Source organism: Halomonas halodenitrificans DSM 735 (assembly GCF_000620045.1).
Classification (GTDB): Bacteria; Pseudomonadota; Gammaproteobacteria; order Pseudomonadales; family Halomonadaceae; genus Halomonas; species Halomonas halodenitrificans.
On the sequence record NZ_JHVH01000001.1, the window covers coordinates 298,350 to 322,585 of the forward strand.

The 24,236-nt window shown below is 64.9% G+C and carries 31 protein-coding genes, 1 tRNA gene and 1 pseudogene; 26 read left to right on the forward strand and 7 right to left on the reverse strand.

The features are described from left to right. Window positions 1-42: 42 nt before the first annotated feature. A complete protein-coding gene (gene phbB / locus Q358_RS0101430; protein ID WP_027960408.1) occupies window positions 43-789 on the reverse strand; it encodes an acetoacetyl-CoA reductase in 747 nt (248 codons plus the stop codon). A gap of 190 nt (window positions 790-979) precedes the next feature. Here phbB and Q358_RS0101435 point away from each other — a divergent pair. The 3 genes from Q358_RS0101435 to trxA all read left to right on the forward strand — a co-directional run bounded on the left by Q358_RS0101435 (window position 980) and on the right by trxA (window position 2,448). Further along, a tRNA-Met gene (locus Q358_RS0101435) sits at window positions 980-1,056 on the forward strand. 500 nt (window positions 1,057-1,556) lie between these two features. Next, entirely contained in the window at window positions 1,557-2,111 is a 555-nt protein-coding gene (locus Q358_RS0101440) for a carboxymuconolactone decarboxylase family protein (protein ID WP_027960409.1), read from the forward strand. A 13-nt stretch (window positions 2,112-2,124) separates the two neighbouring features. Continuing rightward, window positions 2,125-2,448, forward strand: coding sequence for a thioredoxin (gene trxA / locus Q358_RS0101445; RefSeq protein ID WP_027960410.1), 324 nt, complete (start codon window positions 2,125-2,127; stop codon window positions 2,446-2,448). A gap of 82 nt (window positions 2,449-2,530) precedes the next feature. Here trxA and Q358_RS0101450 read toward each other — a convergent pair whose 3' ends face one another. Beyond that, window positions 2,531-3,133 carry a TetR/AcrR family transcriptional regulator gene (locus Q358_RS0101450; protein WP_027960411.1) on the reverse strand — a complete coding sequence of 201 codons (603 nt, stop codon included), beginning with the start codon at window positions 3,131-3,133 and terminating at the stop codon, window positions 2,531-2,533. 292 nt (window positions 3,134-3,425) lie between these two features. On the opposite strand from Q358_RS0101450, the pseudogene Q358_RS16295 reads away from it, so the two are divergent. The 9 genes and pseudogenes from Q358_RS16295 to Q358_RS0101490 all read left to right on the forward strand — a co-directional run. After that, window positions 3,426-4,092: pseudogene (locus tag Q358_RS16295) on the forward strand (sodium:solute symporter family transporter); the annotation flags it as partial. A 7-nt stretch (window positions 4,093-4,099) separates the two neighbouring features. Then, entirely contained in the window at window positions 4,100-4,273 is a 174-nt protein-coding gene (locus Q358_RS18905) for a hypothetical protein (protein ID WP_245598252.1), read from the forward strand. Between the two features lie 59 nt (window positions 4,274-4,332). Next, window positions 4,333-5,112, forward strand: coding sequence for a FadR/GntR family transcriptional regulator (locus Q358_RS16300; RefSeq protein WP_043487451.1), 780 nt, complete (start codon window positions 4,333-4,335; stop codon window positions 5,110-5,112). Between the two features lie 91 nt (window positions 5,113-5,203). After that, entirely contained in the window at window positions 5,204-6,352 is a 1,149-nt protein-coding gene (gene dgoD, locus Q358_RS0101465) for a galactonate dehydratase (protein WP_027960412.1), read from the forward strand. A gap of 39 nt (window positions 6,353-6,391) precedes the next feature. Further along, window positions 6,392-7,162, forward strand: coding sequence for an SDR family NAD(P)-dependent oxidoreductase (locus Q358_RS0101470; protein ID WP_027960413.1), 771 nt, complete (start codon window positions 6,392-6,394; stop codon window positions 7,160-7,162). Beyond that, on the forward strand, window positions 7,159-8,139 hold the full coding sequence (locus Q358_RS0101475) for a 2-dehydro-3-deoxygalactonokinase (RefSeq protein WP_027960414.1): 981 nt from the start codon (window positions 7,159-7,161) through the stop codon (window positions 8,137-8,139). Before Q358_RS0101470 ends, Q358_RS0101475 begins: the two co-directional genes overlap by 4 nt. Before the next feature lie 54 nt (window positions 8,140-8,193). After that, window positions 8,194-8,811: a 2-dehydro-3-deoxy-6-phosphogalactonate aldolase gene (locus Q358_RS0101480; RefSeq protein WP_027960415.1), complete on the forward strand. Its 618-nt coding sequence runs from the start codon at window positions 8,194-8,196 to the stop codon at window positions 8,809-8,811. Between the two features lie 31 nt (window positions 8,812-8,842). After that, on the forward strand, window positions 8,843-9,757 hold the full coding sequence (locus Q358_RS0101485) for an SMP-30/gluconolactonase/LRE family protein (RefSeq protein ID WP_027960416.1): 915 nt from the start codon (window positions 8,843-8,845) through the stop codon (window positions 9,755-9,757). Window positions 9,758-9,913: 156 nt separating this feature from the next. Further along, window positions 9,914-10,861 carry a tetratricopeptide repeat protein gene (locus tag Q358_RS0101490; protein ID WP_027960417.1) on the forward strand — a complete coding sequence of 316 codons (948 nt, stop codon included), beginning with the start codon at window positions 9,914-9,916 and terminating at the stop codon, window positions 10,859-10,861. Between the two features lie 155 nt (window positions 10,862-11,016). Here Q358_RS0101490 and Q358_RS0101495 read toward each other — a convergent pair whose 3' ends face one another. Then, the gene (locus Q358_RS0101495; protein WP_027960418.1) at window positions 11,017-12,180 is read right to left on the reverse strand and encodes a MalY/PatB family protein; all 1,164 of its coding nucleotides are present in this window, start codon (window positions 12,178-12,180) and stop codon (window positions 11,017-11,019) included. Window positions 12,181-12,426: 246 nt separating this feature from the next. Between Q358_RS0101495 and Q358_RS0101500 the strand changes: the two genes are divergently transcribed. From Q358_RS0101500 to Q358_RS0101530, 7 genes are all read left to right on the forward strand, one after another. Beyond that, window positions 12,427-13,239 (forward strand): hypothetical protein, encoded by an 813-nt coding sequence (locus Q358_RS0101500; RefSeq protein ID WP_027960419.1) that lies wholly within the window; start codon window positions 12,427-12,429, stop codon window positions 13,237-13,239. Window positions 13,240-13,307: 68 nt separating this feature from the next. Beyond that, on the forward strand, window positions 13,308-13,715 hold the full coding sequence (locus tag Q358_RS0101505) for an acyl-CoA thioesterase (RefSeq protein WP_027960420.1): 408 nt from the start codon (window positions 13,308-13,310) through the stop codon (window positions 13,713-13,715). Then, window positions 13,712-14,182 (forward strand): Cys-tRNA(Pro) deacylase, encoded by a 471-nt coding sequence (gene ybaK, locus Q358_RS0101510; protein ID WP_027960421.1) that lies wholly within the window; start codon window positions 13,712-13,714, stop codon window positions 14,180-14,182. The genes Q358_RS0101505 and ybaK overlap by 4 nt, the downstream gene beginning before the upstream one ends. Window positions 14,183-14,251: 69 nt before the next feature. Beyond that, entirely contained in the window at window positions 14,252-14,569 is a 318-nt protein-coding gene (locus Q358_RS0101515; protein ID WP_027960484.1) for a hypothetical protein, read from the forward strand. Beyond that, entirely contained in the window at window positions 14,550-15,071 is a 522-nt protein-coding gene (locus Q358_RS0101520; protein ID WP_027960422.1) for a DUF501 domain-containing protein, read from the forward strand. The genes Q358_RS0101515 and Q358_RS0101520 overlap by 20 nt, the downstream gene beginning before the upstream one ends. A gap of 55 nt (window positions 15,072-15,126) precedes the next feature. Next, entirely contained in the window at window positions 15,127-15,249 is a 123-nt protein-coding gene (locus Q358_RS19020) for a hypothetical protein (RefSeq protein WP_281172951.1), read from the forward strand. 116 nt (window positions 15,250-15,365) lie between these two features. Then, on the forward strand, window positions 15,366-15,920 hold the full coding sequence (locus tag Q358_RS0101530; protein WP_027960423.1) for an LOG family protein: 555 nt from the start codon (window positions 15,366-15,368) through the stop codon (window positions 15,918-15,920). 27 nt (window positions 15,921-15,947) lie between these two features. Here Q358_RS0101530 and Q358_RS0101535 read toward each other — a convergent pair whose 3' ends face one another. Next, complete coding sequence (locus tag Q358_RS0101535; protein ID WP_027960424.1) at window positions 15,948-16,448, reverse strand: 3'-5' exonuclease; 501 nt, start codon at window positions 16,446-16,448, stop codon at window positions 15,948-15,950. Window positions 16,449-16,513: 65 nt separating this feature from the next. Further along, complete coding sequence (locus tag Q358_RS0101540; RefSeq protein ID WP_027960425.1) at window positions 16,514-17,029, reverse strand: tetratricopeptide repeat protein; 516 nt, start codon at window positions 17,027-17,029, stop codon at window positions 16,514-16,516. Between the two features lie 208 nt (window positions 17,030-17,237). Here Q358_RS0101540 and Q358_RS0101545 point away from each other — a divergent pair, with 208 nt between their 5' ends. Both Q358_RS0101545 and yaaA read left to right on the forward strand, forming a co-directional pair. After that, window positions 17,238-18,269, forward strand: coding sequence for an NADP(H)-dependent aldo-keto reductase (locus Q358_RS0101545; protein WP_027960426.1), 1,032 nt, complete (start codon window positions 17,238-17,240; stop codon window positions 18,267-18,269). Window positions 18,270-18,365: 96 nt separating this feature from the next. Further along, the gene (yaaA, locus tag Q358_RS0101550; protein ID WP_027960427.1) at window positions 18,366-19,145 is read left to right on the forward strand and encodes a peroxide stress protein YaaA; all 780 of its coding nucleotides are present in this window, start codon (window positions 18,366-18,368) and stop codon (window positions 19,143-19,145) included. A 69-nt stretch (window positions 19,146-19,214) separates the two neighbouring features. Here the strand turns inward: yaaA and Q358_RS0101555 are convergent, their stop codons facing one another. Then, complete coding sequence (locus tag Q358_RS0101555) at window positions 19,215-19,790, reverse strand: isochorismatase family protein (protein WP_027960428.1); 576 nt, start codon at window positions 19,788-19,790, stop codon at window positions 19,215-19,217. A gap of 145 nt (window positions 19,791-19,935) precedes the next feature. Here Q358_RS0101555 and Q358_RS16305 point away from each other — a divergent pair, with 145 nt between their 5' ends. Both Q358_RS16305 and Q358_RS19070 read left to right on the forward strand, forming a co-directional pair. Continuing rightward, the gene (locus tag Q358_RS16305) at window positions 19,936-20,565 is read left to right on the forward strand and encodes a TIM44-like domain-containing protein (RefSeq protein ID WP_342665536.1); all 630 of its coding nucleotides are present in this window, start codon (window positions 19,936-19,938) and stop codon (window positions 20,563-20,565) included. Window positions 20,566-20,616: 51 nt separating this feature from the next. Beyond that, window positions 20,617-20,778 (forward strand): hypothetical protein, encoded by a 162-nt coding sequence (locus Q358_RS19070; protein ID WP_342665537.1) that lies wholly within the window; start codon window positions 20,617-20,619, stop codon window positions 20,776-20,778. Between the two features lie 81 nt (window positions 20,779-20,859). Here Q358_RS19070 and Q358_RS0101565 read toward each other — a convergent pair whose 3' ends face one another. Then, entirely contained in the window at window positions 20,860-21,054 is a 195-nt protein-coding gene (locus Q358_RS0101565) for a hypothetical protein (RefSeq protein ID WP_027960429.1), read from the reverse strand. A 409-nt stretch (window positions 21,055-21,463) separates the two neighbouring features. Between Q358_RS0101565 and Q358_RS0101570 the strand changes: the two genes are divergently transcribed. The 3 genes from Q358_RS0101570 to Q358_RS0101580 all read left to right on the forward strand — a co-directional run bounded on the left by Q358_RS0101570 (window position 21,464) and on the right by Q358_RS0101580 (window position 24,146). After that, window positions 21,464-23,344, forward strand: a complete 1,881-nt coding sequence (locus Q358_RS0101570) for a beta-ketoacyl synthase (RefSeq protein WP_043487485.1) — start codon at window positions 21,464-21,466, stop codon at window positions 23,342-23,344. Window positions 23,345-23,349: 5 nt separating this feature from the next. Next, the gene (coaD, locus tag Q358_RS0101575; RefSeq protein WP_027960431.1) at window positions 23,350-23,829 is read left to right on the forward strand and encodes a pantetheine-phosphate adenylyltransferase; all 480 of its coding nucleotides are present in this window, start codon (window positions 23,350-23,352) and stop codon (window positions 23,827-23,829) included. A 68-nt stretch (window positions 23,830-23,897) separates the two neighbouring features. After that, entirely contained in the window at window positions 23,898-24,146 is a 249-nt protein-coding gene (locus Q358_RS0101580) for a YfhL family 4Fe-4S dicluster ferredoxin (RefSeq protein WP_027960432.1), read from the forward strand. Window positions 24,147-24,236 lie beyond the last annotated feature (90 nt).

Below are 24,236 nucleotides of genomic sequence, written 5' to 3' on the forward strand. Positions count from 1 at the left end.
CCTGTTGTGCGCCGCCCCGCTATACACGGGAAACGGTCCGCATCAGCCCATGAACTGGCCGCCATTGATGTCGATATTGGCGCCGGTAATAAAACCGGACTCCTCGTCGGCCAGATAGGCCACCAGGCGACCGATCTCCTCGGGCTTGCCATAACGCTTGACCGGAATGGTTTCACGGATCGACTCGCGCACCTTCTCCGGAATATTCATGATCATGTCGGTGGCGATATAGCCCGGCGACACGGTGTTCACGGTGATGCCCTTGGTGGCAGTCTCCTGGGCCAGGGACATGGTCAGGCCATGCATCCCCGCCTTGGCGGCGGCATAGTTCACCTGACCGAACTGCCCCTTGCGGCCATTGATCGAGGAGATATTGATGATGCGGCCATACTGCTGGCCGAGCATGCCCTCTATCACGCTACGACAGGTATTGAAGACGCTGTTCAGGTTGGTATCGATGACCTCATGCCACTGATCGGTACTCATCTTCTTCATGGTGCCATCACGAGTGATGCCAGCACAGTTGACCAGCACGGCGATGGACCCGTGCTTCTCCTCGATCTCCTTGACGCCCTTAACGCAGGCATCGTAATCGACCAGGTCGACCCCGGCGATGTCGATGTTGTCGAAGCCGGCGGCCTTCTGCTCCTCGAGCCAGGCCTTGGCCTTCTCCGGGTTGTGATAACCGGCCACTACCTTATAGCCCTCAGCGGCCAGTGAACGGCAGATCGCACTACCGATACCGCCGGTACCACCGGTGACCCAAGCAACGCGTGATGAGTTGGCCATATTTATCCCCCTGAAGAAAATGATGACACTGCGCCCCGACCAGGCCTGGCGGCGGCGCCTTGATATCAGTCAGCTCATCAAACCGATAACAAGCCAAGGGCAGTATGGCGCAAGGAAGGCATGAGGGACGAGCGTTTGACGTCAACCCTTGACTAAAGGTGAATCCCGTGTAGAATGCGCCCTACATTGATGCGGGGTGGAGCAGTCTGGTAGCTCGTCGGGCTCATAACCCGAAGGTCATCGGTTCAAATCCGGTCCCCGCTACCAATATTCAGAGAAAGCCGATTCCTACGGGAGTCGGCTTTTTTCGTGTCGATCACCCGGCGGTCATCGGTTCGCTCTTGTTTCAGAACCGGCGGTCCCCGCTACCCATATTTCGAGAAGGCCGATTCCTAGGGGAGTCGGCTTTTTTCGTGCCGATCACCCGGCGGTCATCGGTTCCCTCTCGCTTCAGAACCAGCGGTCCCCGCTACCCATATTCCGAGAAGGCCGATTCCTAGGGGAGTCGGCTTTTTTCGTGCCGATCATCCGGCGGATGCCTTAAGCCAACAGCGATGCCGAGGCTCTGCCAGGCGCACAATCATGCCCCGCAGGGCTAACCGAGAACGTCACACCAACATTTGAGCGATCACTCAAAATGATTTAGGGTGATGTCGTCAGCACGCCGAGGGCTTTTCTCGCCCTTTTTTGAGCGATCACTCAAAAATCATCGGCGTCACCCTATGCTGCCATCTGGCAGCCCTGTTCTCGCTTGAAGGAGTCATTCCATGACCGAATTCACTCTTCACGACCAGCAAAGCGCACCGGCGGACAGCCAGCCGCTACTCGATAATTCCATCCAGGCCTTCGGCATGGTGCCGGGGCTCCACGCCGTGATGGCGGAGGCGCCCGGACTGCTGGAAGGGTATCAGCGGCTCCATCAGCTGTTCCTGGACAGCAGCTTCAACGACGACGAAGTGACCGTGGTGTGGCAAACCATCAACGTGGAGCATGAATGCCACTACTGCGTGCCTGCCCATACCGGCATTGCCAAGAGCATGAAGATCGACGATGCCATCACCGATGCCCTGCGCAACGAGACGCCGCTGCCCACGGAACGCCTGGAAGCCTTGCGCGACTTCACGCTTGCCGTGGTACGCGGGCGTGGCAACGTCGACGACGCCGCCATTCAATCGTTTCTGGAGGCGGGCTTCACCAGGCGTCAGATCCTCGAGGTGGTCCTGGCCTGTGCCCAGAAGGTCATGAGCAACTACACCAACCACCTTGCCGAGACGCCGATCGACAAGCCCTTCCAGAAATTCGAGTGGCACAAGGCAAGCTGAAGAGGAAAACGATATGCAACACCTGACAGCGGTCGATGAGAGCAGCTATACCAAAGAGGTCGTGGAAAGCCAGACACCGGTGCTGATCAAGTTCTGGGCACCATGGTGCGCGCCCTGCAAGATACTCGACCCGGTGGTCGAATCCATCGCCGAGGAGCGGGGGGAGGCCCTCAAGGTGGTGACACTCAACGTCGACGAGGCGCCGGGCCTTGCCGCTCAGAACGGCGTGCGCGGCCTGCCTACCGTGATGTTGTTCAAGGGTGGGGAAAGGCTCGAAGCACTCAGCGGCGTGCAGCCCAAGGAAAACTTCGACGCTCTTCTGACCCGCCATATCTAAGGCCAAGAAGCCTGGATATCGAGCGACACAGCGTGGCCCAGTGAAGGCATCATATCCATTCACTGGGCCACGCCTGGAAGGGTCAGGCGGTAGAGGAGCGAAGCGCCTCCAGGGAGGCGGCCATATCCTCGGCCACGGCATGGACGGCCGCACTCTCGATATCGCGCTGGGCGAAGGAGCGCAGCCCCATCACCTCGGCCTGCAAGCGTCGGCCCAGCCGGACGGGGTCGAGCCGCGGGTCCAGCTCGCCTGCCTCCTGCGCCTTGGCGAAGCAGGCAATAAAGCGCGCCTCCATCCCGGCGAGCAGCGCCTCGGCCTTGCCCCGGGCGACCCGCTCCTGCTCCCCCAGCTCCAGCAGACTCTTGACCAGCATGCAGGCACGACTGGGTGCTTCGTGATCGCAGAGCCCACCCAGCTGGCGCAGGTAAGCGGCCAACCCGGCCAGCAGTGATTCATGAGACGCCAGGACACGCTCGAGCTCAGCCAGCGCCAGGCGGGCATAACGCTCCAGCGCCTCCTGGAATAGCTGACCCTTGCTGCCGAAGGCGGCATAGATACTCCCCGGACGCATATCCAGGGCGCCCTCGATATCCTTCAGCGAGGTGGCATGAAACCCCTTGCGCCAGAATAGTCCCAGGGCACGCTCCAGAGAGTCTTGCCGGTCATGCAGTGTGGTGCGAGACATAGTGGCGTCCCATGATTTCAGCGTAGCAACGCAACTTGAGTGATCACTCAATGCTACTCTCCCGCCGCCGCCCACGTCCACTCTCCCCACTCAGCCCACCTAATCCCCAGGGCGATCGTCGCTAGCCTGACAGCGCGATGGCTCGGGGCCGATCATGAGTCGAGACATCATCAACCTGGACATTAATCACAAAATGTAAGACAAATATATAATGGTGTCGGTCCTTTGGTTGGCTACACTGACGTGCACTACCCTCTAGAGTCGCTGCTTGCGTCCAGGACAAAGACAACCCATGAATGCCTTAACCCTGATTTCATTCGTCTTTTTCACCGCCCTGGTGGCCTTCACCACCTGGCGGATGACCCGACACGATGATCACCAACACTCCACAGGCTTCTTCCTGGCGGGGCGCAGCCTGACCTTTCCGATCATCGCCGGTTCGCTGCTGATGACCAACCTCTCGACGGAGCAGATGGTGGGCCTGAACGACGCCGCCTTCACCGACGGCCTGTCGGTCATGGCCTGGGAGGTCGTGGCGGTGGTTGCACTGGTGGCCGCAGCGCTGTTCTTCCTGCCGCGCTTCTTGAAGAGTGGTATCACCACGATCCCGGAGCTGTTGGCGCTGCGCTTCGATCGCACCACCCAGTTGATCGCCAACGTCATGTTCATGGTCGCCTACGCGGTGATCCTGCTGCCGAGCATCCTCTACTCCGGGGCCCTGGGGCTGATCGGGTTGCTCGACCTCCAGACCCTCACCGGGATCGAGTCGACGCAGGTCCTGTTGGTCGGCACGATCATCGCCGTGGGCGTAGGCGGCTCCATCTATGCGCTATTCGGCGGGCTGCGCTCGATCGCCATCTCCGACACCCTGAACGGCATCGGTCTGCTGGCCGGGGGGCATGTTGATCGTCTACTTCGGCCTGAATGCCGTCAGCGATGGACAAGGGGTGCTGGCCGGAGCTCAGCGTGCTGGTGGCTCTGGTGGTGATGATGCTGGCCTTCGGCAAGTATGCACCGCGCGCCCAGCCCTGGGTGCAGGAAGACGTGAAGGCCATCGACATGACGCCCTGGACAGGAGCGAAGTATGCCGGGCTGGGGCTGCTGATACTGGTCATCGGCATCTACATCAGCTTTATTTAAGGCCTGTATAATTGTCTGATATACATGAAGCATCATCAGATATTCAGGGAGCACTCGTCATGAACCGCTTGTCCGATATTCCGTCATCCTCTGGCTCCGAAGGCGCCAAGGCCTTGGCGACAACGCTGGCACACGCGATCCTGGCGGGCAAATGGGCGAGCGGTGACACCTTCCCCCGCGAGCTGGACCTGTGCCAACACTTCTCGATCAGCCGCAACCGCGTGCGCAATGCGCTGGCCGGCCTCAGCAGCCGAGGCTTGATCGAGCGGGTCGCCGGGAGGGGGACGGTGGTATGCGACATCGAGAACTGGCACCTGCTCGACCCGCGGATGAGCGAGTGGATGGCGGGGCTCGATTCCCCCCATCCGCAGCTGGTCCGGGAAATCTTTACCTTTCGCCTGTCCGTCGAGCCCTTCGTCAGCGAGCTGGCCGCGCTGGCCGCCGATGCCCAGGACCTGGCGCGCATCGAGTCGGCCTTCGACGACATGCGCGACAGCGCCGCGGACCCGGCGCGGCGCGAGGAACACGCCAACCACGACGTGGCCTTCCATGAGGCCATCTATCAGGCCAGCCATAACCTGGTCTGGCGCCAGATGGGGCTATTGCTGCGCCCCTCGATCGTGGCCCTGATTCATTATTCGCAACATAACGCCCCCTCGCTGAACGATAGCCTGGATCGCCATTATCGCGTCTTCGAGGCCATCCGCCTGCGCCAGCCGGAGGCGGCACGCGAGGCCACCGAACGCGTGTTGGCGCGCACGGCCGACGACCTGAATATCGATAACGGGGAGCGTCGCCTCCGGCGCCCGACCTCGCTATCCCAGCAGATATCTCAATAGCGATCTCAGCAACTGTCTCAGCGGCGGTCACAGCAACTGACACAGCAACAACGCCCTCTCCTTCCCTCACTTTCCCTACAAGGAACTCTTCATGAAGATCACACGACTCAAGACCTGGCAGGTGCCGCCGCGCTGGCTGTTCCTCAAGATCGAAACCGACGAAGGCTGCTACGGCTGGGGCGAACCGGTGATCGAGGGTCGCGCCGCCACCGTGGAAGCGGCGGTACACGAACTCTCCGACTACCTGGTCGGCCAGGATCCGCGACATATCGAACACCTGTGGAATGTCATGTATCGCGCCGGCTTCTATCGCGGCGGCCCGATCCTGATGTCCGCCATCGCCGGCATCGATCAGGCGCTGTGGGACCTGAAGGGGCGCGACCTTGGCGTGCCGGTGCACCAGCTGCTTGGCGGCCCGGTGCGCGACAAGATGCGCATGTACGCCTGGACCGGCGGCGACCGCCCTTCGGATGTGGGCGCAGGCGCCAAGGCACTGGTGGACCAGGGCTTCACCGCCTTCAAGATGAACGGCACGCCGGAGCTCGCCATCGTCGACTCCCACAAGAAGGTCGATGATGCGGTGGCCCGGGTGGCCGAAGCCCGGGATGCGGTAGGACCCGACGTGGGGATAGGCATCGACTTTCACGGTCGCGTGCACCGCCCCATGGCCAAGGTGCTGCTGCGGGAACTCGAGCCGTTTCATCCGATGTTCGTCGAGGAGCCGGTGGCGCCGGAGCACCTGCCCAGCCTGAAGCATATCGCCGAGGGCATCGGCTATCCGCTGGCGACCGGCGAGCGGCTGCATACGCGCTTCCAGTTCCGCGACCTGCTCGCGGAGGGCATGGTGGATATCGTCCAGCCGGACCTGTCTCACTGCGGCGGCATCAGCGAAGGCCTGAAGATCGCCACCCTGGCATCTGCCCACGATGTCGCGCTGGCGCCTCACTGCCCGCTCGGCCCGCTGACGCTGGCCGCCTCCCTGCAGCTGGACGCGGTGAGTCACAACGCCTTCATTCAAGAGCAGAGCATGGGCATCCACTACAACCAGGACAACGACGTCCTCGACTATGTGGTCGACAAGAGCGCCCTGGCAATCGAGGACGGCTTCTGCGCCATTCCCCAGGGCCCGGGCCTGGGCGTGGAGATCGACGAGGCCTTCGTCGAGGAGCGTGCCAAGGTCGGCCATCGCTGGCGCAACCCGGTGTGGACCCATGAAGACGGCTCCGTTGCCGAGTGGTAAGCCACGACCGAACAACATTCCCCCTGGAGTAGAGACACCATGGCCTTTTCCTTCCCAGACTTTCGTTATCCGGACCTGGATGGCGCCAGCGTCTTCATCACCGGCGGCGGCTCCGGTATCGGTGCCATCCTGACCGAGGGCTTCCTCGCCCAGGGCGCCCGCGTCGCTTTCGTCGGCCTCTCCGATGCCACGGGCTTCTGCGACGCCATGGAGGCGAAGTACGCGAGCCGCCCGCTGTTCATCCAGTGCGATATCCAGGACATCGAGGCACTGCGTGGGGCCGTCGCCCAGGCGCGCGAGGCCCACGGCCCCATCGGCGTGCTGGTCAACAACGCCGCCAGGGACACCCGCCATCGCCTGGAAGACTGGACCGTGGAGCAGTGGGACGAGTCCATCGCCACCAATCTGCGCCCGCAGTTCTTCACCGCCCAGGCCGTGGCGGCAGACATGCGCCAGCTCGGCGGCGGCGCCATCATCAACCTGTCCTCCAACAGCTACCTGCTGGGGCTCTCCGGCTACCCGACCTATGTCACCGCCAAGGCCGGCATCATGGGGCTGACCAAGGCCCTGGCCCGGGAGCTGGGGCCGGATGCCATCCGCGTCAACTGCCTGATCCCCGGCTGGGTGATGACCGAGCGTCAGCGCGAGCTGTGGGTCAACGACAAGGACCTCAATGAGTGCATCGACCAGCAGTGCCTCAAGGAGGCGATTCCCGAGGAGGACATGATCAACCCCTGCCTGTTCCTCGCGTCTACCGCGTCGCGCATGATGACCGGCCAGCCCATGGTGGTCGACGGAGGGCGAGTATGAACGGCGCACCCGCCTGGATCGCCGTGGACTGGGGCTCCAGCAACCTGCGCGCCTGGGCGTTGGACGAGGATGACCACGTCATCGCACAGACCGGCAGCCCCAGGGGCATGCTGGGCTTGGCACCCGAGGCGTTCGAGGGGGCGCTGCTGGAGGTAATCGCCGACTGGCTGCCGCCCAGCGGCGAGGCTCCCCTGCCGGTGCTGGTCTGCGGCATGGCCGGCTCACGCCAGGGGTGGGTGGAGGCCGCCTACCTGCGCTTGGACGACACCCCCGGCGACTTGCTCGACCGCCTCGCCAGCCGGCTGGCGCCGGTCACCACGCAGGACTCGCGCCTCCGGGTGCGGATCGTACCGGGGCTCTGTCAGCACCAGGACTCCCTGGGCGATGACGCCTTCGATGTGATGCGCGGCGAGGAAACCCAGCTCGCCGGCTTGATCGCCAAGCGTGCGACCTTCAGCGGCGCGGTCTGCCTGCCGGGCACCCACGCCAAGTGGGCACGGTTGGAAGACGGCAACATCGCCGGCTTTACGACCTTCATGAGCGGCGAACTCTTCAAGCTGCTCCGACACGACTCGGTCTTGAAGCACTCCCTGCGCGGTGACGATCCAGATGATGCCGCCCAGCGTGCCGCCTTCCTGGCGGGGCTCGATGCCGCCCTCGCCGCGCCGGGACAACTGAGCGCGGAGCTGTTCGGCATTCGCGCCCGGGACCTGCTCGATACGCGCCTGCCCCAGGATGATACCCGCGGCGCCCGGCTCGGCGCTCGGCTCTCGGGCCTCGTGCTGGGCCTGGAGCTGGCCGGCGCCACGGCCGACCTGCCGGCGGGCAGCCAGGTGGTGCTGATCGGCGAGGAAACGCTGTGCCGGCGCTATCAGATCGCGCTGGAACACCTGGGGTTTGCGGTCAGCCTGGAGGCCAACGCGGAGATGGTTCTCGCCGGGCTGGGGCACATTCGTCATCTCTCGGCTACGCCCTGATAGGCGCGGCCTCACTTCCTGTTCGACATGACTGTTCAACACAAGAGGTTGCTCATGACACTGCCATTGGTCGCCATCCTGCGCGGCGTTAAGCCCGACGAGATTCTCGCCATCGCCGATGAGGTCATCGCCGCCGGCATCACCCGTATCGAAGTGCCGCTCAACTCGCCGGAGCCGCTGGACAGCATCGCCAGGCTGGCGCGTCACTGCGCCGAAACGCATGGCGACGGAATCCTGATAGGCGCCGGCACCGTGCTGACCGCCGAGCAGGTACGCGATGTACACGCCGCCGGCGGTCGCCTGATCGTCTCGCCCAATGCGGATACCGATGTCATTCGTGAGTCTCGCCGCCTGGAAATGGTCTCCATGCCCGGCATCGTCACGCCGACGGAGGCCTTTGCCGCCCTTGCGGCGGGGGCATCGGGGCTCAAGCTGTTCCCGGCGAGTCAGGTCGGCATCGCCAACATGAAGGCCATGCAGGCGGTCCTGCCTCCGGCTACCGAGCTCTACGCCGTGGGCGGTGTCGGCGTCGACAACTTCGCCGAATGGCGTGCCGCGGGAGTGCACGGCGCCGGCCTCGGCACCGCTCTCTATACGCCGGGGTCGAGCGCCGCCCAGGTCGGCGAGCGGGCGCGCAAGCTGGTCGCCGCCTGGAATGCGGCGGACCATTGATTCGTCGGTCGGACAGGACAAGGAGTGCATCATGAACCAGGCGTCATTATCCCCTTGCCTTGCCCAGGCACACGTCAGGGTGGCCTCGGCCTGCGAACTGGGTGAAGGGCCAGGCTGGGACGCCGCCCGCAACGAAGTGCGCTGGCTGGATATCCTCGGTGGCGAACTGCATCGTGCCGCCGCCGATGGCGGCCAACATCGCACAAGCCGGCTGGAGCGCAAGACCTCTTACGCGGCACTGACCGCCGATGGCGACTACCTGCTGGTGGCGGAAGATCGGCTGGCGCGTTTCGACCCGACGACAGGCGAAAGCCACACTGTCCTGCCCTTCGAGGCGGATAATCCCCTGACCCGCAGCAACGATGCGCGAGTGGATACCCATGGCAGCCTGTGGCTTTCCAGCATGGGGCTCAACGCCGAGCCGGGGGCGGGCAGCCTGTATCGCCTGCATCGCGGTGAACTGACCCGCCTGCGGTGTGACCTGAGCATTCCCAATGCGATCTGCTTCTCTCCGGATGGCCAATACGCCTACTACACGGACACCCCCACGGCCCGGGTGATGCGCTGGCGGCTGGACGCGGAAGGCTGGCCAGCGGGTACCGATGACGGCGTCGAAGCGCCGGAGCCCTGGGCGGATCTGCGCCATGCCGGTGGCGGCCCGGACGGCGCGGTCATCGACGCCGAGGGCTGCCTGTGGGTCGCCCTGTGGGGCGCCGGGCGTGTGGCGCGACTGGACTCCCAGGGCCGTGAGATCGCCCATGTCGCGTTGCCGGCATCTCAGCCGTCGTGTCCGGTGTTTGGCGGCGGCGATCTTGGCACGCTCTACATCACCACGGCGCGGGAAGGCATGACATCCCCCGGCGCCTCCGACGGCAGCCTGTTCGCCGTTGACCTTTCCCCTCATGGTATTCGCGGACTCGAGGAACCACGGCTAAAGCTCTCTTGAGCCGGCCCGCGCCATCTCTTTATCCATTATCCGCCGGATGAAGGCACTGTCCGCCCGGGTAGACGCGCAGATCGCCCGGGGACACACCGCCCCTTGAATCTCCCGGCCTTCACCCGCATGTCCTGATACAACACACTCGTTTTCGGGAATCCCATCATGTCCATCGTCGATCCACGTACCGGTGAGCCGCTCACCGCCGATACCAGTGCCCCGCAGGAGGCCCAGCAGCCATCGGCTCAGATGGAAGCCGGCGAGGCACCCGAGGTCGTCATCGACGTCGATGCCAGCAACATCCAGCAGGTGCTGGAGCTATCCATGCAGGTGCCGGTGCTGCTCGATTGCTGGGCCCCCTGGTGCGAGCCCTGCAAGAACCTGATGCCGATACTGGAGAAGCTGGCCCACGAATATCAGGGCGCCTTCCTCCTGGCCAAGCTCAATATCGACGAGAACCAGGAGATCGCCGCTCAGCTGGGCGTACGCTCGGTACCCGACGTCAAGCTCGTCAGCCAAGGGGGATTGGTCGACCACTTCCAGGGCGCCCTGCCCGAGAAGGAGATCCGCGAGTGGTTGGGGCGCTACTTCCCGGCGCCGGAAGACGTCCCGGCCAGCCCCGAGGATCAGGCCGCCGAGGCCCTGGCCGCCGGCGATGCCGCCGGCGCCCGCGCCATCTTTCAGGAGCTGGTCGAGCAGTATCCGGACCACACCTCCTACCAGGTGGAACTGGCCCGCACGCTGGTCGCCGAGGAGCGGGCCGACGAGGCCCGCAGCGTGCTCGACAACCTGCCACCGGAGGAACGCAACGCCGCCCCGGCCCGCGGAGTGCGCGCCAGCATCGAGTTCGGCGAAGAGGCGCCCTCCACCGAGGAGGTTGCGGCCCTGAGCGAGCGCGATGACAGCGAGGCCATGTACCTGCGTGCCTTGCGCCACGTCGTCGACGGCGACTATGAGGCGGGCCTCGAGGGCCTGCTGGCCCTCATGAAGGCAGACCGCGCCTATGGCGACGATGCCGCCCGCAAGACGCTGCTGCGGGTCTTCGATGCCCTGGGCGCCGACCACCCGCTGACGGTCAGCTATCGCCGCAAGCTCTTTGCGATGCTTTACTGATCCCACGCCTGCGACTCGATACCATCCCCACCACCACCGCGCGATTGATGAATCACCGACCCAGGGGGCACCGGTTACACACCGGCGCCCCCTGGGTCGGATAACTTCGGCTCCTACGATTCGATACCGCAGTCGCGTTAATTGATGGATAGGCCTCAGGCCTTGAGAACGCGATCGAGCCGGGAGAGCGCGGTTTCCAGCTGGGCGGCGGTGGTGCCGAAGTTCAGCCTGACGAACCCCGGCTGACCGAAGTCGGCACCGTCGGAAAGTGCCACCCCGGCCTGCTCCAGCAGTTTCTTCTGGGGACACTCGCCCAGCCCGGCATGGCGCAGGTCCAGCCAGGCCAGATAGGTGGACTCGGGCGGGCTCATCTCCACCCTCGGCCAGCATGCCACCCGCGCCTCCAGCGTCTGCCGATGACCGCGCAGCACCTCGAGAAGCCCCTGTCTCCAGGGCTCGCCCCTCGCATAGGCGGCCTCGGCGGCCACCAGCCCCAACACATTGCCGTCCGGCATCATGCCCTTCGCCGTCGCCGCGAAGCGCCGGCGCAACGACGGATCGGGAATCACCGCACAGGCGGAGGTCAGCCCGGCGAGATTGAAGGTCTTGGAGGGCGCCCAGAGCGTGATGGTACGGGCCGCCAGCGCCGGAAAGGCGGCCGCCAGGGGCTCGTGGTGTGCACCGGCGTCCAGCAGCAGGTCGCAGTGCAGTTCGTCGGAGACCACATAGAGGTCGTGACGCTCCACCAGCTCGGCCAGCCCGGCCAGCTCATCACGACGCCACACCCGCCCGGTGGGGTTATGGGGATGGCACCACAGCAGCAGCCGCGTCGTCGGGGTAATCGCCGCCTCCAGCGCCTCGAGATCGAGCCGCCAGGGCTCCTCCGATGACAACGGCTCGCGCATCGGCGCCTGTTGGGGCGTGCGTCCGGTGTGTTCGGCCACCTTGAGGAAGGGCGGGTAGATCGGCGTGACCGTCAGCACTCCGTCGCCGGGCTCGGTCAGTGCCAGGCTGGCAAGATGCAGTGCCGGTACCACGCCGGGTAGCCAGTGCTGCCACGCCGGCTCGATGTTCCAGCCATAATGCGTCGAACTCCAGGCGCATAACGCCTCGCGCAGCGAATCCGGCACCAGCCCGTAGCCGAAGATGCCGTGGTCGACCCGCTCATGCAGTGCCTCGGCCACCACCGGAGGCGAAACGAAGTCCATATCGGCCACCCAGAGGGGTAGCACCTCCTCGTCATAGCGATGCCACTTCTGCGAGGGCCAGTGGCCGGACGGATACCGCCGCTCCACCGGCGTGACAAAGTCATGCACCATGCAAACATTCCTCTCGTTGGGAAGACCGGGACGGCCTCAGGCCCTCGACCATGCCCCAGGATATCGCCCATGCCAAGGGGCACGCGCCTGGGTGATGACGGCTGGCGTGGTGGCCAACCATGCGACGAAGGTGGGAATCTCAGGGTGCCCCATCGGGGCCTCGCAGCTGCGACAATGATGGACCGATTCACGCCCGGTGAGACACGGTCAGGAAAACGACCGCGCCACAACGATAAGGAAAATGCTATGGACGTCCCCCTAGGCTGGCAGCTGGCCAAGCTTGTGGTCTCGATCGGCATGGTGCTGGGGCTTGGCGCCATCGCCGTGCGCGTCAGCCCCCGGGTCGCCGGCCTGCTGGCGGGTTACCCCCTGGGCACCGCCATCGCACTGTTCTTTATCGGCCTGGAGCTCTCGCCCGGCTTCGCCGCCGAAAGCGCCGTACACACCCTGGCCGGCTTTACCGCCACCCTGGCGCTGGGTGGCGGCTACCTGCTGGCGGGGCGTCGCCCGGGCCTGCCCGGCGTACTGGCCGGCACCGCCGCGGGGTTGGCGGCCTTCCTGGCGGTGAGCCTGGTACTGACGCGGATAGAGTTCGACCGCCTTAGTGGCACCCTGACCACCCTGGCCGCCATTGCCCTGTTCACCTGGTGGTACCGCCACGTGCCGGAGAGCGTCGCGCGACCCGCCGGACGCTTCTCCTGGGGGGCGCTGATGATACGCGCCCTCCTCGCCGCCGCGATCATCTTCGTCATCACCGGCCTGGCCCATGTGATGCCGGCGGCCTGGGCCGGCGTGATGGCCGCCTTCCCGGTCACCATGTATCCCTTCCTGGTCATCCTTCACCTTACCCACGGCCACGGCCCGGTGGCCACGGTGATCAAGCACTACCCGATGGGGCTGGGTTCACTGCTCAGCTATGCCTTGTGTGTCTCCCTCACCTACCCCACCCTGGGCCCGGCGCTGGGCACGCTGACGGGCTTCGCCGTGGCCACCCTGTGGCTGCTTGGCTGGACGCGCTTCCAGGCATGGCGGGGTTCCCGGCGGGCGGCGAGGGCTTGACCGAGCGCTTGATAGGCGCAAGGCTACCCAGTCTGGAGCACCCCCAGATAACCATGAGGAAACACCCGATGTTTATCCGTAAAGTCGAGCCCGCCTTCTACGATACCGACGCCCTGGGTCACATCAACAATACGCGGCTGCCGGCCTGGTTCGAGCTGGCCCGCAACGACCTCTTCCGCCTGTTCACCCCGGACCTGGACCCACGCAAGTGGCGGCTGATCATGGCTCGCATGGAGGTCGACTATCGCGCCGAGCTGCAGTACGGGCAGGAAATCGAGATTCGCACCTATATCTCGCGGCTGGGGAATAGCTCGTTTACCGTCAGCCAGGAGGCACACCAGGATGGCCGGCTCACCAACCTGGGCCACACCGTGATGGTGCACTTCGATCACGACGCCAAGCAGGCTACCCCCATCACGGGTGAGCTGCGTGAGTCCCTGGAGGCACACGTCCACGAGGAGCCCGCCGAGGCATGACCCCCGCCGTCAAGCAGCTGGAGAAGGCCGGTATCGCCTTCACCCTGGCCGAATACGCCCATGATGCTCGCAGCCCCGCCTATGGCGAGGAAGCGGCCCGGGCACTGGCGCTGTCTACCGACGAGGTGTTCAAGACCCTGTTGGCCAGGCTCGATGACGGCCGCCTGGCGGTGGCCATCGTGCCGGTATCGCACCAGCTCGACCTCAAGGCCCTGGCCCGCGCCGCCAACGCCCGCAAGGCCAGGATGGCGGATGCCGATGAGGCCCAGCGGGCTACCGGCTATGTGGTGGGCGGCATCAGCCCACTGGGCCAGAAGCGGCGCCTCGCCACCTTCCTCGACGTCAGCGCCGACGCCCTCGCGACGATCCATGTCAGCGGTGGCCGTCGCGGCCTGGAAATCTGCCTGGCGCCCGACGCCCTGCTCAAGCTGACAGGCGGACGCCTGGCACCCATCGCCCGCGACTGAGCCGGCCTCCTCTCCTGGCTGTCCCAGTGCCCGAGGAACGACCGGATCACATACCGACAGGAGCTCGCCATGGCTATCCGCTACACCCTGTGGCTGGACCCCGAGGATATCGGCCGCCACCGCGCCATGGAGGCGCAGCTGCTGCACTACTTTGTCGAGCGCTTCGCCGACTATCCGCATATCCGCTTGTTCGGTGATGACCCCTACGATTATGATGCGCCATTCAACCGACTCCACGACGCACTGATCGCGCGGGCCGCAGAATACTGCGAGCGGGAATGGTGCTACGTACCCACCCCCGAACAGCTGAATCGCGCCTTCTTCCTGGCCGTAGGCGAGTCCAACAAGTTTCTACGAGAACCCGACGATGGTGATCCACACCGATAATCCGCCCGACCCTCGCCAGCTGGCGATCATCACCGAGCAGCTGGGCCGCGCGCCCCGCGGCATCGAGGCCGTGGCGGCCACCGACGGCGCGGGGACCCCCCTGGTGCTGCGCATGGCGCCGATCGTCGACGACAAGCCTTTCCCGACCCTCTACTGGCTGAGCTCCGAGCATCTCAAGGTGGTGATCTCGCGCATCGAGGCCGACGGGGCCATCAAGCGACTCGAGGCCCGGCTGCGCGAGGAACCCGAGCTGCTTGCCGCCTACCACGCCAGTCATCGCGACTATGTCGACACACGCTGGCGGCACATGAGCCCGGCACAGGAAGCCGAGATAAGCCGGCTCGGCTATAGCGGCCTGCTGACGACCCGCGGCATCGGCGGCATCGCCAACTGGGACCAGATACGCTGCCTGCATACCCAGTATGCCCATCACCTGTGTGGCAACAATGTCATCGGCCAGTGGATGGACGCCGAATACGGCATCGCCGACACCCTGCCCTGATATCGCTATTCACGACCCACCACTCACTATTCCCCCAAAAAAAAGGAAACCCCTGATGTACGTCGATATCTATGTTGTTGCAAGCATTGCCCTGGTGGCCAGCCTGGTCGGTATCTCCGCTGTCGGCGTCAAGCTGATGCGCGATGCCATGAAGCGGGACGCCGACTCCGTTCGCTAGGCCAGGCCTTCGCCACAATAAAGGGCGCCAACAGGCGCCCTTTATCGTGATACTTCAAGGTGTTGCAGGACAAGACCGGGCCCGCCAGGATGGACACCATTGTCGAGGAGAAGAGCATGTCGAGATTCTGCGTCTTTCTGGGGTCACGCGAGGGTCATGCCCCCCAGCACCTGGCCCATGCCCGCCGGCTAGGCGATGCGCTGGCGGCACGTGGACACACCCTGGTCTACGGCGGCGCCCGCATCGGCATGATGGGCGCCATGGCCGATGCCGCCCTGGCGGCCGGTGGCAAGGTAGTCGGGGTGATGCCCGACCATCTGGTGGAGCGCGAGCAGGCTCATCATGGCCTGACCGAGCTGATTCGCGTGCGCAACATGCACGAGCGAAAGGCCAGCATGGCGACTCATGCCGACGCCTTTATCATGCTGCCCGGCGGCATCGGCACCCTGGAGGAATTCTTCGAAGCCTGGACATGGCACTACCTGGGGCTTCATGACAAACCCATCGGCGTGCTCGACAGCGAGGGCTTCTATGCGCCGCTGCTGAGCTTCCTCGACAATACCGTGGAGCAGGGCTTTCTCGATGCGCGCACCCGGGGCGAGCTGCTCGATGCGGCGGACCCTCTCGACCTGCTGGATGGGCTGGAGGCCCGTCTGGCCCGGCTTCGCTGACTCGGCCCGCCGAGTCGACCCGCGACGTCAGGCCTCGCCGGTCAGTTCGCGGGTGCGCTGATAGGTGAGCTGCAACAGCCGGGCATCCTCGCCGGCCCGGTGCCGGTGAATGCCCAGCTCCTCGATCACGGCCTCCTTGGTGGCGCTCCACAGCTCCAGCTGCGCCTCGCTAAGCAACTTGCGTAGCGCCTCCAGGCGGAAAGCCGGCAGCATGCCGGCATGATGGAAGAGCAGCGATAACCAGGTGTTGTCGTATCCCCAGCTGTCGCTGTAACAGATCTTGAGCTCACCGAGTTCGTCATTGAGCCACTGCGCGACCTGACGTAGCGGATACCCTTCGCGCCGCAGGCGGGCACGGCTGATGCCATGCAGCAACTCGGCCTTGGGATCCCAGTGGGTCCACTCGGCGAGAGGCTGAATCAGGAAGGCGCAGCTGCTGCCATCGGGGCGGGCCAACCCCACCTCGATGGGGTAGCTGCCGCGCCCGAATCCGGACGCCTCGATATCGAGCAGGGTCGGTAGCGTCACGGCAGGCGGGCATCCTTGGCGGCGGAAAACAGGAAAGAGGCGCCATTGCGTCGGCGCCTTGCGGGTTAGTGTCGCGTCTCGTCTTCCACGCTGTCCAGCGCCTCACCGAAACCCGCGGCTTCGTCGGCAAGGCGCTGCCAGTGGGCGGCACGCTCGGCATCCGCCGCCAGGTCCAGCTGCCCCTCGCGGTAGGCGCGCGCCAGTCGCTGAGCGGCCAGTGGGTGGCCCGCCTCGCCGGCGCGGGCATACCAGGTCACGGCATGGTCGTCACGGCTCGGGTAGAGGGCACAACCATTCTCGTAGATCTGCCCCGCCTGATACTGGGCACGGGAATCACCGGCATGGGCCGCTTCGAGCACATAGCGCGCACCACGGGCCTTGTCCTGGGGCGTCCGACCCCGATGGAACAGCATATGACCATAGGTGGAGAGTGCCGCCGGATGGCCGGCATCGGCGCAGCGCTGGAAGAGATGCATGGTCAGGCGTTGAGTGCGCGGCGAACGAGGCAGCCAGCGAGTATGGAAGAGCTGCTCCGCCAGGCGGTACTCTAGCCGTGTGAACAGTGATGAAGCCTGTGTCATGGCCTTCTACCGAATCCTGTATCGCAAGAAAAGACACCCGGCACCACCCTGTGCGCGGCGTCTGAAGACTAACCAGCCCCGCTCCACGGGGCGCAACGGCCGGCCAGCATACGCCCGCCTTTGCGCCGACTCAACCCTCGCGATTTGCCGCCCCGGCAGTGCCTGACTACCATGCCGATTCACTTTCAGGATTTACGAGGACGCCAGGATGCAGACGCGACCGCTGGGGGATACAGGCATCGAGGTCAGCCGCCTTTGTCTGGGCACCATGACCTTTGGCGAACAGAACAGCGAGGCCGAGGCCCACGAGCAGCTCGACCGTGCGGTGGCCTTCGGCATCAACTTCATCGACACCGCCGAGATGTACCCGGTGCCACCGGTAGCGGAAACCCAGGGGCGCACCGAGGCCTATATCGGCAGCTGGCTGAAGCGCCGCGGCAGCCGTGACGACATCATCCTTGCCACCAAGGCGACGGGGCCCGGCCCCGACCATATTCGTGGCGGCCCACGATTGAGCCGCGACCACCTTCACCAGGCCATCGACGAAAGCCTCGCCCGGCTGCAGACTGACTATATCGACCTCTACCAGCTGCACTGGCCGGAGCGGAACGCCAACTTCTTCGGAAAGCTGGGCTATGCCTACGACGAAGAGGAAGACACTACCTCACTGGAGGAGACCCTGGCCGCTCTAAAGGAGCTGGTGGAGGCCGGCAAGGTACGCGCCATCGGACTCTCCAACGACACCCCCTGGGGCGTGATGCGTGCCCTGCACCTGGCCGAGACCCAGGGCCTGCCACGCGTCGCCTCGGTTCAGAACCCTTATAACCTGCTCAACCGCAGTTTCGAGGTGGGCCTGGCCGAGATCGCGCACCGCGAGCGGGTGGGCCTACTGGCCTACTCACCGCTGGCCTTCGGCATGCTCTCCGGCAAGTACCTCGATGGCGCTCGCCCCGAGGGGGCACGCCTGACCCTGTTCGAGCGCTTCCAGCGCTACACCAACCCCCAGGCCCAGGCCGCCACCGCCGAATACGTGAGGATCGCCCGGAACGCCGATCTGGATCCGGCACGCATGGCACTAGCCTTCGTCAACTCGCGTGACTTCCTGACCAGCAACATCATCGGCGCCACCAGCATGGCACAGCTGGAGAGCAACCTGGCCAGTGAGTCCCTGCGCCTCGACGGCGAGGTACTCGAGGCCATCGAGGACGTTCATCGTCGCTACTCCAACCCCGCGCCCTGAGACCGACGCCCCGCCTCTCGACTATCACCTCGATAGTCCATGGGGCGGGACAGCATTGGTATACTCGTTGTTAACCCATCGGATCAGGAGCGCCCCATGCTGAGCGTGATCTCGCCCGCCAAGAAGCTGGATTTCGAGACCCCGGCCACCACGGCCTTGTACACCCAGCCGGATTTTCTCGAACACAGCCAGGAACTGATCGAGATCCTGCGCGACCACTCACCCCAGCGGCTCTCCGAGCTGATGGGCATCAGCGACAAGCTGGCCGCCCTCAACGCCGCCCGCTACGGCGAATGGCACACTCCCTTTACGCCGCACAACGCCAAGCCCGCCGCTCAGGCCTTCCAGGGTGACGTCTACGTCGGCCTCGAGGCCGATGCCTTCAGCGATGATGACAACGCCTTCGCCCAGGAACACCTGCGCATCCTGTCCGGGCTCTATGGCCTGCTGCGCCCCCTGGACCTGATCCAGCCCTATCGCCTGGAGATGGGCACCAAGCTGGGGAATTCCGCAGGCAAGGACCTCTATGCCTTCTGGAAGGCAACCCTTTCCGCCGAGCTCGACCGCGCCGTGGCGGCCAGCGGGAGCCCGGTACTGGTCAACCTCGCCTCCAATGAATACTTCAAGGCCATCGACACCAGGCGCCTCGAGGCGCGGGTGATCACCCCGGTGTTCAAGGACGAGAAGAACGGCAAGCTCAAGATCATCAGCTTCTACGCCAAGAAGGCCCGCGGCCTGATGGCGGCCTGGATGATTCGTCAGCGACTCGACGACCCGGAGGGGCTGAAGGACTTCGATGTCGCCGGCTACGCCTATAACCCGGCGCTAAGCGAAGGCGACACCCTGGTCTTTACCCGCCCCGAAGGCGCCGCCTAACACCAGGACAGTCCCTCGGCCACCTCGGCCATCGTCCCCGTCCCGCCAGGGACTGTCCCCGGCCCCCGGTCAGGTAAACACCAGCGGGCGGGCGGAGCGCCCCTTGAGAAAGTCGCGGTGGGCCTGCTTGAAGCGTTCGTCGTCGCAGCGCTGCAGCCATTCGTAGGCCACCATATCGGCGCTTACCGCCACGGCCCCTGCCTGCACCATGCGCTCCCTGGCCAGACGGGCTTCCGCGGAGCGGCGGCTGACGCAGGCCTCGCTGAGCCAGTAGACCTCGAGGCCCGCCTCCAGCAGCCCGAGCCCGGTCTGCATGACGCAGATATGCGCCTCGCTGCCGCACAGCACCACCTGACGCTTGCCGCTCTGCTCGAGTGCCGCCATGAACTCGGGGGTCGCGCAGGCGTCGAAGGTCAGCTTCTGCCATAGCCGATGGCTCGGGAGCGCCTCCAGCAGGCGGGGCTCGCTGCCACCCAGCCCGTCGGGATACTGTTCGGTGACCCATGTCGGCACCCCGATGGTCTCGGCCAGGCCACCCAGCCAGACAGCCTCGTTTACTGCCTGATCGGCATACTCGATCACCGGCAACAACCCTGCCTGCAGGTCGACGATCAACAACAGGCTATCTTCACGCTTCAGACGCATGGCACTCGACTCCCTTGTGCTATGAATGGTCATGGCGCCCATCAGCATAGCCGGTAGCGACTCACCACTCATCATTCACGCTTCACTATTTATCTCCCACCCCTCACTATTATCGCCTCACCACCAAACCATCGACGAAACTTCCATGACTTCGACACTCCGCGAGACCTCCCTGATACGCCACCTGCTGATCATCCTGGTGGCCGGCCTGCTGACCCTGGGGCCGGCGATACAAGACGCCGAGGCCCGCCGCCTGGGTGGCGGCAAGAGCTTCGGCAGCCAATCACGCAGCGTGCAACAGCAGCCCTCTGCTACCCAGGGCCAGGCAACGGGCTCTCGCGCCGGCCAGGGCCGCACCGGGTCACGCATGCCCGGCATGCTCGGCGGACTGCTCGCCGGGGGCCTGCTCGCCGCGCTGTTCTTCGGCGGCGCCTTCGATGAGTTGCGACTGATGGACATGCTGATGATGGCCGGCATCGCCTTCCTGCTCTTCCGTCTGCTGGCGCGCCGCCGGACGGCCATGGCGGGTGGCCCCTCGCCGGCCGCCGAGACATCCTCCGCCAGCGACACCGCCCAGCCCTTCCAGGCAAGCACCGCCCCGGCCGGCGGCGCCTTCGCCAGCGAACCCGAATGGTTCGACCGCGACCGCTTCCTCGGCGGTGCCAAGGAACACTTCATGACCCTGCAGCGCGCCTGGGACAATAACGACCTTAGCGGCATCCAGGAATACGTCACGCCGGCGCTTTACAACCTGCTGCGCGAGGAGCGCAAGTAGCACCCGGCCAATAATCGTACCGAGGTCGTTCGCCTGTTTGCCGAACTGGGCATGGTCCAGGAGCTGGGCCAGCAAGCCGAGGCCAGCGTGATCTTCCACGGCATCCTCGACGAGAATGGCGAGCACAACGAGTTCAACGAGACCTGGCACCTGACACGCGAGCTCCGCGATGGCGCGCCCTGGCATGTTCAGGGCATCGAACAGAACGGCTGACGCACTCAGCAGCTCCTGTAAAGGCAACAGGCCGGGCTGATATGGCCCGGCCTGTTGTATCGGTGACGGTTATAATCGATGTCAGTTGCCCTCGCTGGCATCCTCGATGGTATCGCCCATCTCCTCGACACCTTCACCCGCCTCTTCAACCGCCTGATCAATCTCCTGACCGGCCTTCTCGGCGGGCCCCTGATCGTCCTCGCACGCCGCCAGGCCCAGTGCGAGCAGGCCGGCCAGCAAGGCCAGGAAAAGCTTCCGTGTCATAGTACGCTGCATTGCGTTCCCTCCTGAGAAGCATGAAAAAGTGACAAACAGCGGTGTTGGCCAAGAACAAGCTAGCGCTCATCGCGGCGCTTTTCCACCCAGAGGGCACCCAGGATCATGCTTGAGCAAGGCCTGGCCCGAGCCGCGACCCTGGTGGCCAAAAAAAGGGCGCCCTCCGAAGAAAGGCGCCCATGCAAGCACTCGTATGACTCAAACAGCCATCTTAGGCTAGCCGAGCCACACACAAATTTCAAACATACGTTTTATCTATAACCGGCAGCGAGCGAAGATCGCTGCGTCCCATGCCGGCGCATGACGCCGCCGCTGGCCGGGTGCTATGATCCCCCATCGATGAAGTACTCGTAGACACCAACAGCACAACGAGGAACCCGGCTTGTCACACTTACCGGTGATCGTCGGCATGGGCGGCGTGAACCCTGCCGGCAGAACCTCGGGCCACCAGGCTTTTCGCCGTACCGTGCTCGACGCCTTGCCCGTGGAGGACCAGACCCGAGCCCTGCTGGGCCTGGCTGCCATGATGCGTCTGGCCAGCGGCCAGGAAGATGGTTGCTGGCAGGACGCCGAAGGGCACCCTCTGGATCCTGCCACCATCGTCGAGCAGACCCGTCAGCAGGTTCTCGACCATACCCTGATCCGCCGCATAGAGGACCCGCGTTTCAATGCTCCGGGGCTGCCCGCCAACCGTCGGGCCAGCCTGGAACTGGATGCCCCGCTCACCTTCCGCGTTCGCCGCCGCCAGCTGCCTTTGGACCTTCCGGAGGCCTGGCAGGTGCGAGAACTCGACGGCAAGTTGCTGGAGGTGACGGTACCCGCCGGCGAGATGAACGTGATGCTGCCCGAGCACCGCCCCGCCCAGGTGCGCGCCGCCGGCCAGCTGCCCAGTGGTTTCGAACCCAGCCAGCTCTACCGCAGCGTGCATCATCCACGCGGGCTTTCCATGGCGATCTTCGCTGCCAGCGACTGCCTGGGTGACAGCGGTCTCGACTGGAGTTCACTGAGCGATCGCCTCGACCCCGACGAGGTGGCCGTCTATGCCGGCAACTCCATTGGCCAGCTCGACGATGAGGGCTGGGGCGGGCTGCTCAAGAGCTTCGCCTCCGGCAAGCGCGCCACTTCCAAGCAGATGCCGCTGGGCTACGGGCAGATGCCCGCCGACTTCCTCAATGCCTATGTACTGGGCAGTGTGGGCAGCACCGGTGCGGCCATGGGCGCCTGCGCCAGCTTTCTCTACAACCTGCGCCTGGGCGTCGAAGACATCCGCAGCGGACGCTGCCGGGTAGCGATAGTGGGTACCGCCGACGCCCCCGTCACCCCGGAAATCATCGAAGGTTTCCGCACCATGGGCGCCCTGGCCGACGACGACAGCCTGCGCGCCCTGGATGCCCTGGAGCTGCTGACCGACGCCGACTACCAGAAGAGCTGCCGTCCCTTCGCCCGCAACTGCGGCTTCACCATCGCCGAATCCAGCCAGTTCGTGATGCTGATGGATGACACCCTGGCCATGGAGGTCGGCGCCGAGGTCCTGGGCAGCGTCCCGGAGGTCTTCGTCAATGCCGACGGCTGGAAACGCTCGATCTCCGCACCGGGTATCGGCAACTACATCACCCTGGGCAAGGCCGCCTCCCTGGTGCGGGAGATGCTCGGCGAGCAGGCCCTGCGCCAGCGCACCTTCATTCACGCCCATGGCACCAGCACGCCCAAGAACCGGGAGACCGAGTCCCACGTCCTCGACCAGGTGGCCCAGGCCTATGGTATCGACAGCTGGCCGGTGGTGGCGGTGAAGTCCTATGTGGGCCACTCGCAAGGCAGTGCCGCAGGCGATCAACTGACCAGTGCGCTGGGGAGCTTCGCCCACGACCTGCTCCCCGGCATCGCCAACCTCGATGCCGTGGCCGACGACGTCCATGCAGAACGCCTGGGGCTGTCCCGAGAGACGCGGGCCTTCAAGGCCGACGCCGCCTTCCTCAATGCCAAGGGCTTCGGCGGCAATAACGCGACCGGGGTGCTGCTCTCCCCTGACGTAACCGAGCGTTTGCTGGTGCAGCGCCACGGCGAAGCCGCCGTCGCCGCCTGGCGAGTACGCCGCGAGGCGACCCGCGAGACGGCTGCCGCCTACCGCCAGCAGGCCGATCAGGGCCGCTTTACCCCACGCTACCGCTTCGGCGAAGGCGTATTGGAAGGGCCCGAGCTCTCGATCAGCGATGCCGAGATCCAGATCCCCGGCTACGCCCGCCCGGTCTCCCTGGCAGTCGACAACCCCTTCGGCAAACTCGAGGAGTGACGGCAATGAATATCGCCGTATATCCCGGCACCTTCGACCCCATTACCAATGGCCACTTCGATCTGATCGAGCGTGCCGCCAGGCTGTTCGACAAAGTGCTGGTGGCCATCGCCACCAGCCCCGGCAAGGGCCCGATGCTGGATCTCGATACACGAATCGCCCTGACCCGGGACGTCGTCTCCGACCTGGATAATGTTGACGTCGTCGGCTTCTCGGGCCTGATGACCGACTTCATGAAGCAACACCAGGCACGCGTGCTGCTACGTGGCCTGCGGGCGGTATCGGATTTCGAGTACGAGCTGCAACTGGCCAACATGAACCGCGCCCAGATGTCGGAACTGGAGACCGTCTTCCTGACGCCGGCGGTGGAAAACTCCTATATCTCCTCTACCCTGGTTCGCGAAATCGCCAAGCTGGGTGGTGACGTCGCGCAACACGTGCACCCCAGGGTCGCGGCAGCGCTGAAGAGCCATTATAATACCTGAGTATCAGGCTCGGGATTATGCCGAGCAGACCCCGACGACCGCGGCCAGCGACTTCCGTGAGGTGCCCCATGGCCCTGATGATCACCGACGAGTGTATCAACTGTGACGTCTGCGAGCCGGAATGCCCCAACGGGGCCATTTCGCCAGGCGAAGAGATCTATATCATCGACCCGGAGCTGTGCACCGAGTGTGTCGGCCACTATGACGAACCTCAATGCCAGCAGGTGTGTCCGGTGGACTGCATTCCCCTCGACCCGGAGCGGGAAGAGAGCCAGGAGCAACTGATGACCAAGTACGAGCGCATCACCGCCGCCTGACGGGTTCTCCTTTCGGCTTCGCCACACTCGACATCGCCCCGCCTTTGTGCGGGGCGGTTGCGTTATATACCACTGCCGGCCATGCTGCCC

Coding starts and splice junctions, on each gene's coding strand:
- phbB (WP_027960408.1), bottom strand. CDS start 789: ATGGCCAACTCATCACGCGTTGCTTGGGTCACCGGTGGTACCGGCGGT.
- Q358_RS0101440 (WP_027960409.1), top strand. CDS start 1,557: ATGACCGAATTCACTCTTCACGACCAGCAAAGCGCACCGGCGGACAGC.
- trxA (WP_027960410.1), top strand. CDS start 2,125: ATGCAACACCTGACAGCGGTCGATGAGAGCAGCTATACCAAAGAGGTC.
- Q358_RS0101450 (WP_027960411.1), bottom strand. CDS start 3,133: ATGTCTCGCACCACACTGCATGACCGGCAAGACTCTCTGGAGCGTGCC.
- Q358_RS16300 (WP_043487451.1), top strand. CDS start 4,333: ATGAACCGCTTGTCCGATATTCCGTCATCCTCTGGCTCCGAAGGCGCC.
- dgoD (WP_027960412.1), top strand. CDS start 5,204: ATGAAGATCACACGACTCAAGACCTGGCAGGTGCCGCCGCGCTGGCTG.
- Q358_RS0101470 (WP_027960413.1), top strand. CDS start 6,392: ATGGCCTTTTCCTTCCCAGACTTTCGTTATCCGGACCTGGATGGCGCC.
- Q358_RS0101475 (WP_027960414.1), top strand. CDS start 7,159: ATGAACGGCGCACCCGCCTGGATCGCCGTGGACTGGGGCTCCAGCAAC.
- Q358_RS0101480 (WP_027960415.1), top strand. CDS start 8,194: ATGACACTGCCATTGGTCGCCATCCTGCGCGGCGTTAAGCCCGACGAG.
- Q358_RS0101485 (WP_027960416.1), top strand. CDS start 8,843: ATGAACCAGGCGTCATTATCCCCTTGCCTTGCCCAGGCACACGTCAGG.
- Q358_RS0101490 (WP_027960417.1), top strand. CDS start 9,914: ATGTCCATCGTCGATCCACGTACCGGTGAGCCGCTCACCGCCGATACC.
- Q358_RS0101495 (WP_027960418.1), bottom strand. CDS start 12,180: ATGGTGCATGACTTTGTCACGCCGGTGGAGCGGCGGTATCCGTCCGGC.
- Q358_RS0101500 (WP_027960419.1), top strand. CDS start 12,427: ATGGACGTCCCCCTAGGCTGGCAGCTGGCCAAGCTTGTGGTCTCGATC.
- Q358_RS0101505 (WP_027960420.1), top strand. CDS start 13,308: ATGTTTATCCGTAAAGTCGAGCCCGCCTTCTACGATACCGACGCCCTG.
- ybaK (WP_027960421.1), top strand. CDS start 13,712: ATGACCCCCGCCGTCAAGCAGCTGGAGAAGGCCGGTATCGCCTTCACC.
- Q358_RS0101515 (WP_027960484.1), top strand. CDS start 14,252: ATGGCTATCCGCTACACCCTGTGGCTGGACCCCGAGGATATCGGCCGC.
- Q358_RS0101520 (WP_027960422.1), top strand. CDS start 14,550: ATGGTGATCCACACCGATAATCCGCCCGACCCTCGCCAGCTGGCGATC.
- Q358_RS19020 (WP_281172951.1), top strand. CDS start 15,127: ATGTACGTCGATATCTATGTTGTTGCAAGCATTGCCCTGGTGGCCAGC.
- Q358_RS0101530 (WP_027960423.1), top strand. CDS start 15,366: ATGTCGAGATTCTGCGTCTTTCTGGGGTCACGCGAGGGTCATGCCCCC.
- Q358_RS0101540 (WP_027960425.1), bottom strand. CDS start 17,029: ATGACACAGGCTTCATCACTGTTCACACGGCTAGAGTACCGCCTGGCG.
- Q358_RS0101545 (WP_027960426.1), top strand. CDS start 17,238: ATGCAGACGCGACCGCTGGGGGATACAGGCATCGAGGTCAGCCGCCTT.
- yaaA (WP_027960427.1), top strand. CDS start 18,366: ATGCTGAGCGTGATCTCGCCCGCCAAGAAGCTGGATTTCGAGACCCCG.
- Q358_RS0101555 (WP_027960428.1), bottom strand. CDS start 19,790: ATGCGTCTGAAGCGTGAAGATAGCCTGTTGTTGATCGTCGACCTGCAG.
- Q358_RS16305 (WP_342665536.1), top strand. CDS start 19,936: ATGACTTCGACACTCCGCGAGACCTCCCTGATACGCCACCTGCTGATC.
- Q358_RS19070 (WP_342665537.1), top strand. CDS start 20,617: ATGGTCCAGGAGCTGGGCCAGCAAGCCGAGGCCAGCGTGATCTTCCAC.
- Q358_RS0101565 (WP_027960429.1), bottom strand. CDS start 21,054: ATGCAGCGTACTATGACACGGAAGCTTTTCCTGGCCTTGCTGGCCGGC.
- Q358_RS0101570 (WP_043487485.1), top strand. CDS start 21,464: ATGGGCGGCGTGAACCCTGCCGGCAGAACCTCGGGCCACCAGGCTTTT.
- coaD (WP_027960431.1), top strand. CDS start 23,350: ATGAATATCGCCGTATATCCCGGCACCTTCGACCCCATTACCAATGGC.
- Q358_RS0101580 (WP_027960432.1), top strand. CDS start 23,898: ATGGCCCTGATGATCACCGACGAGTGTATCAACTGTGACGTCTGCGAG.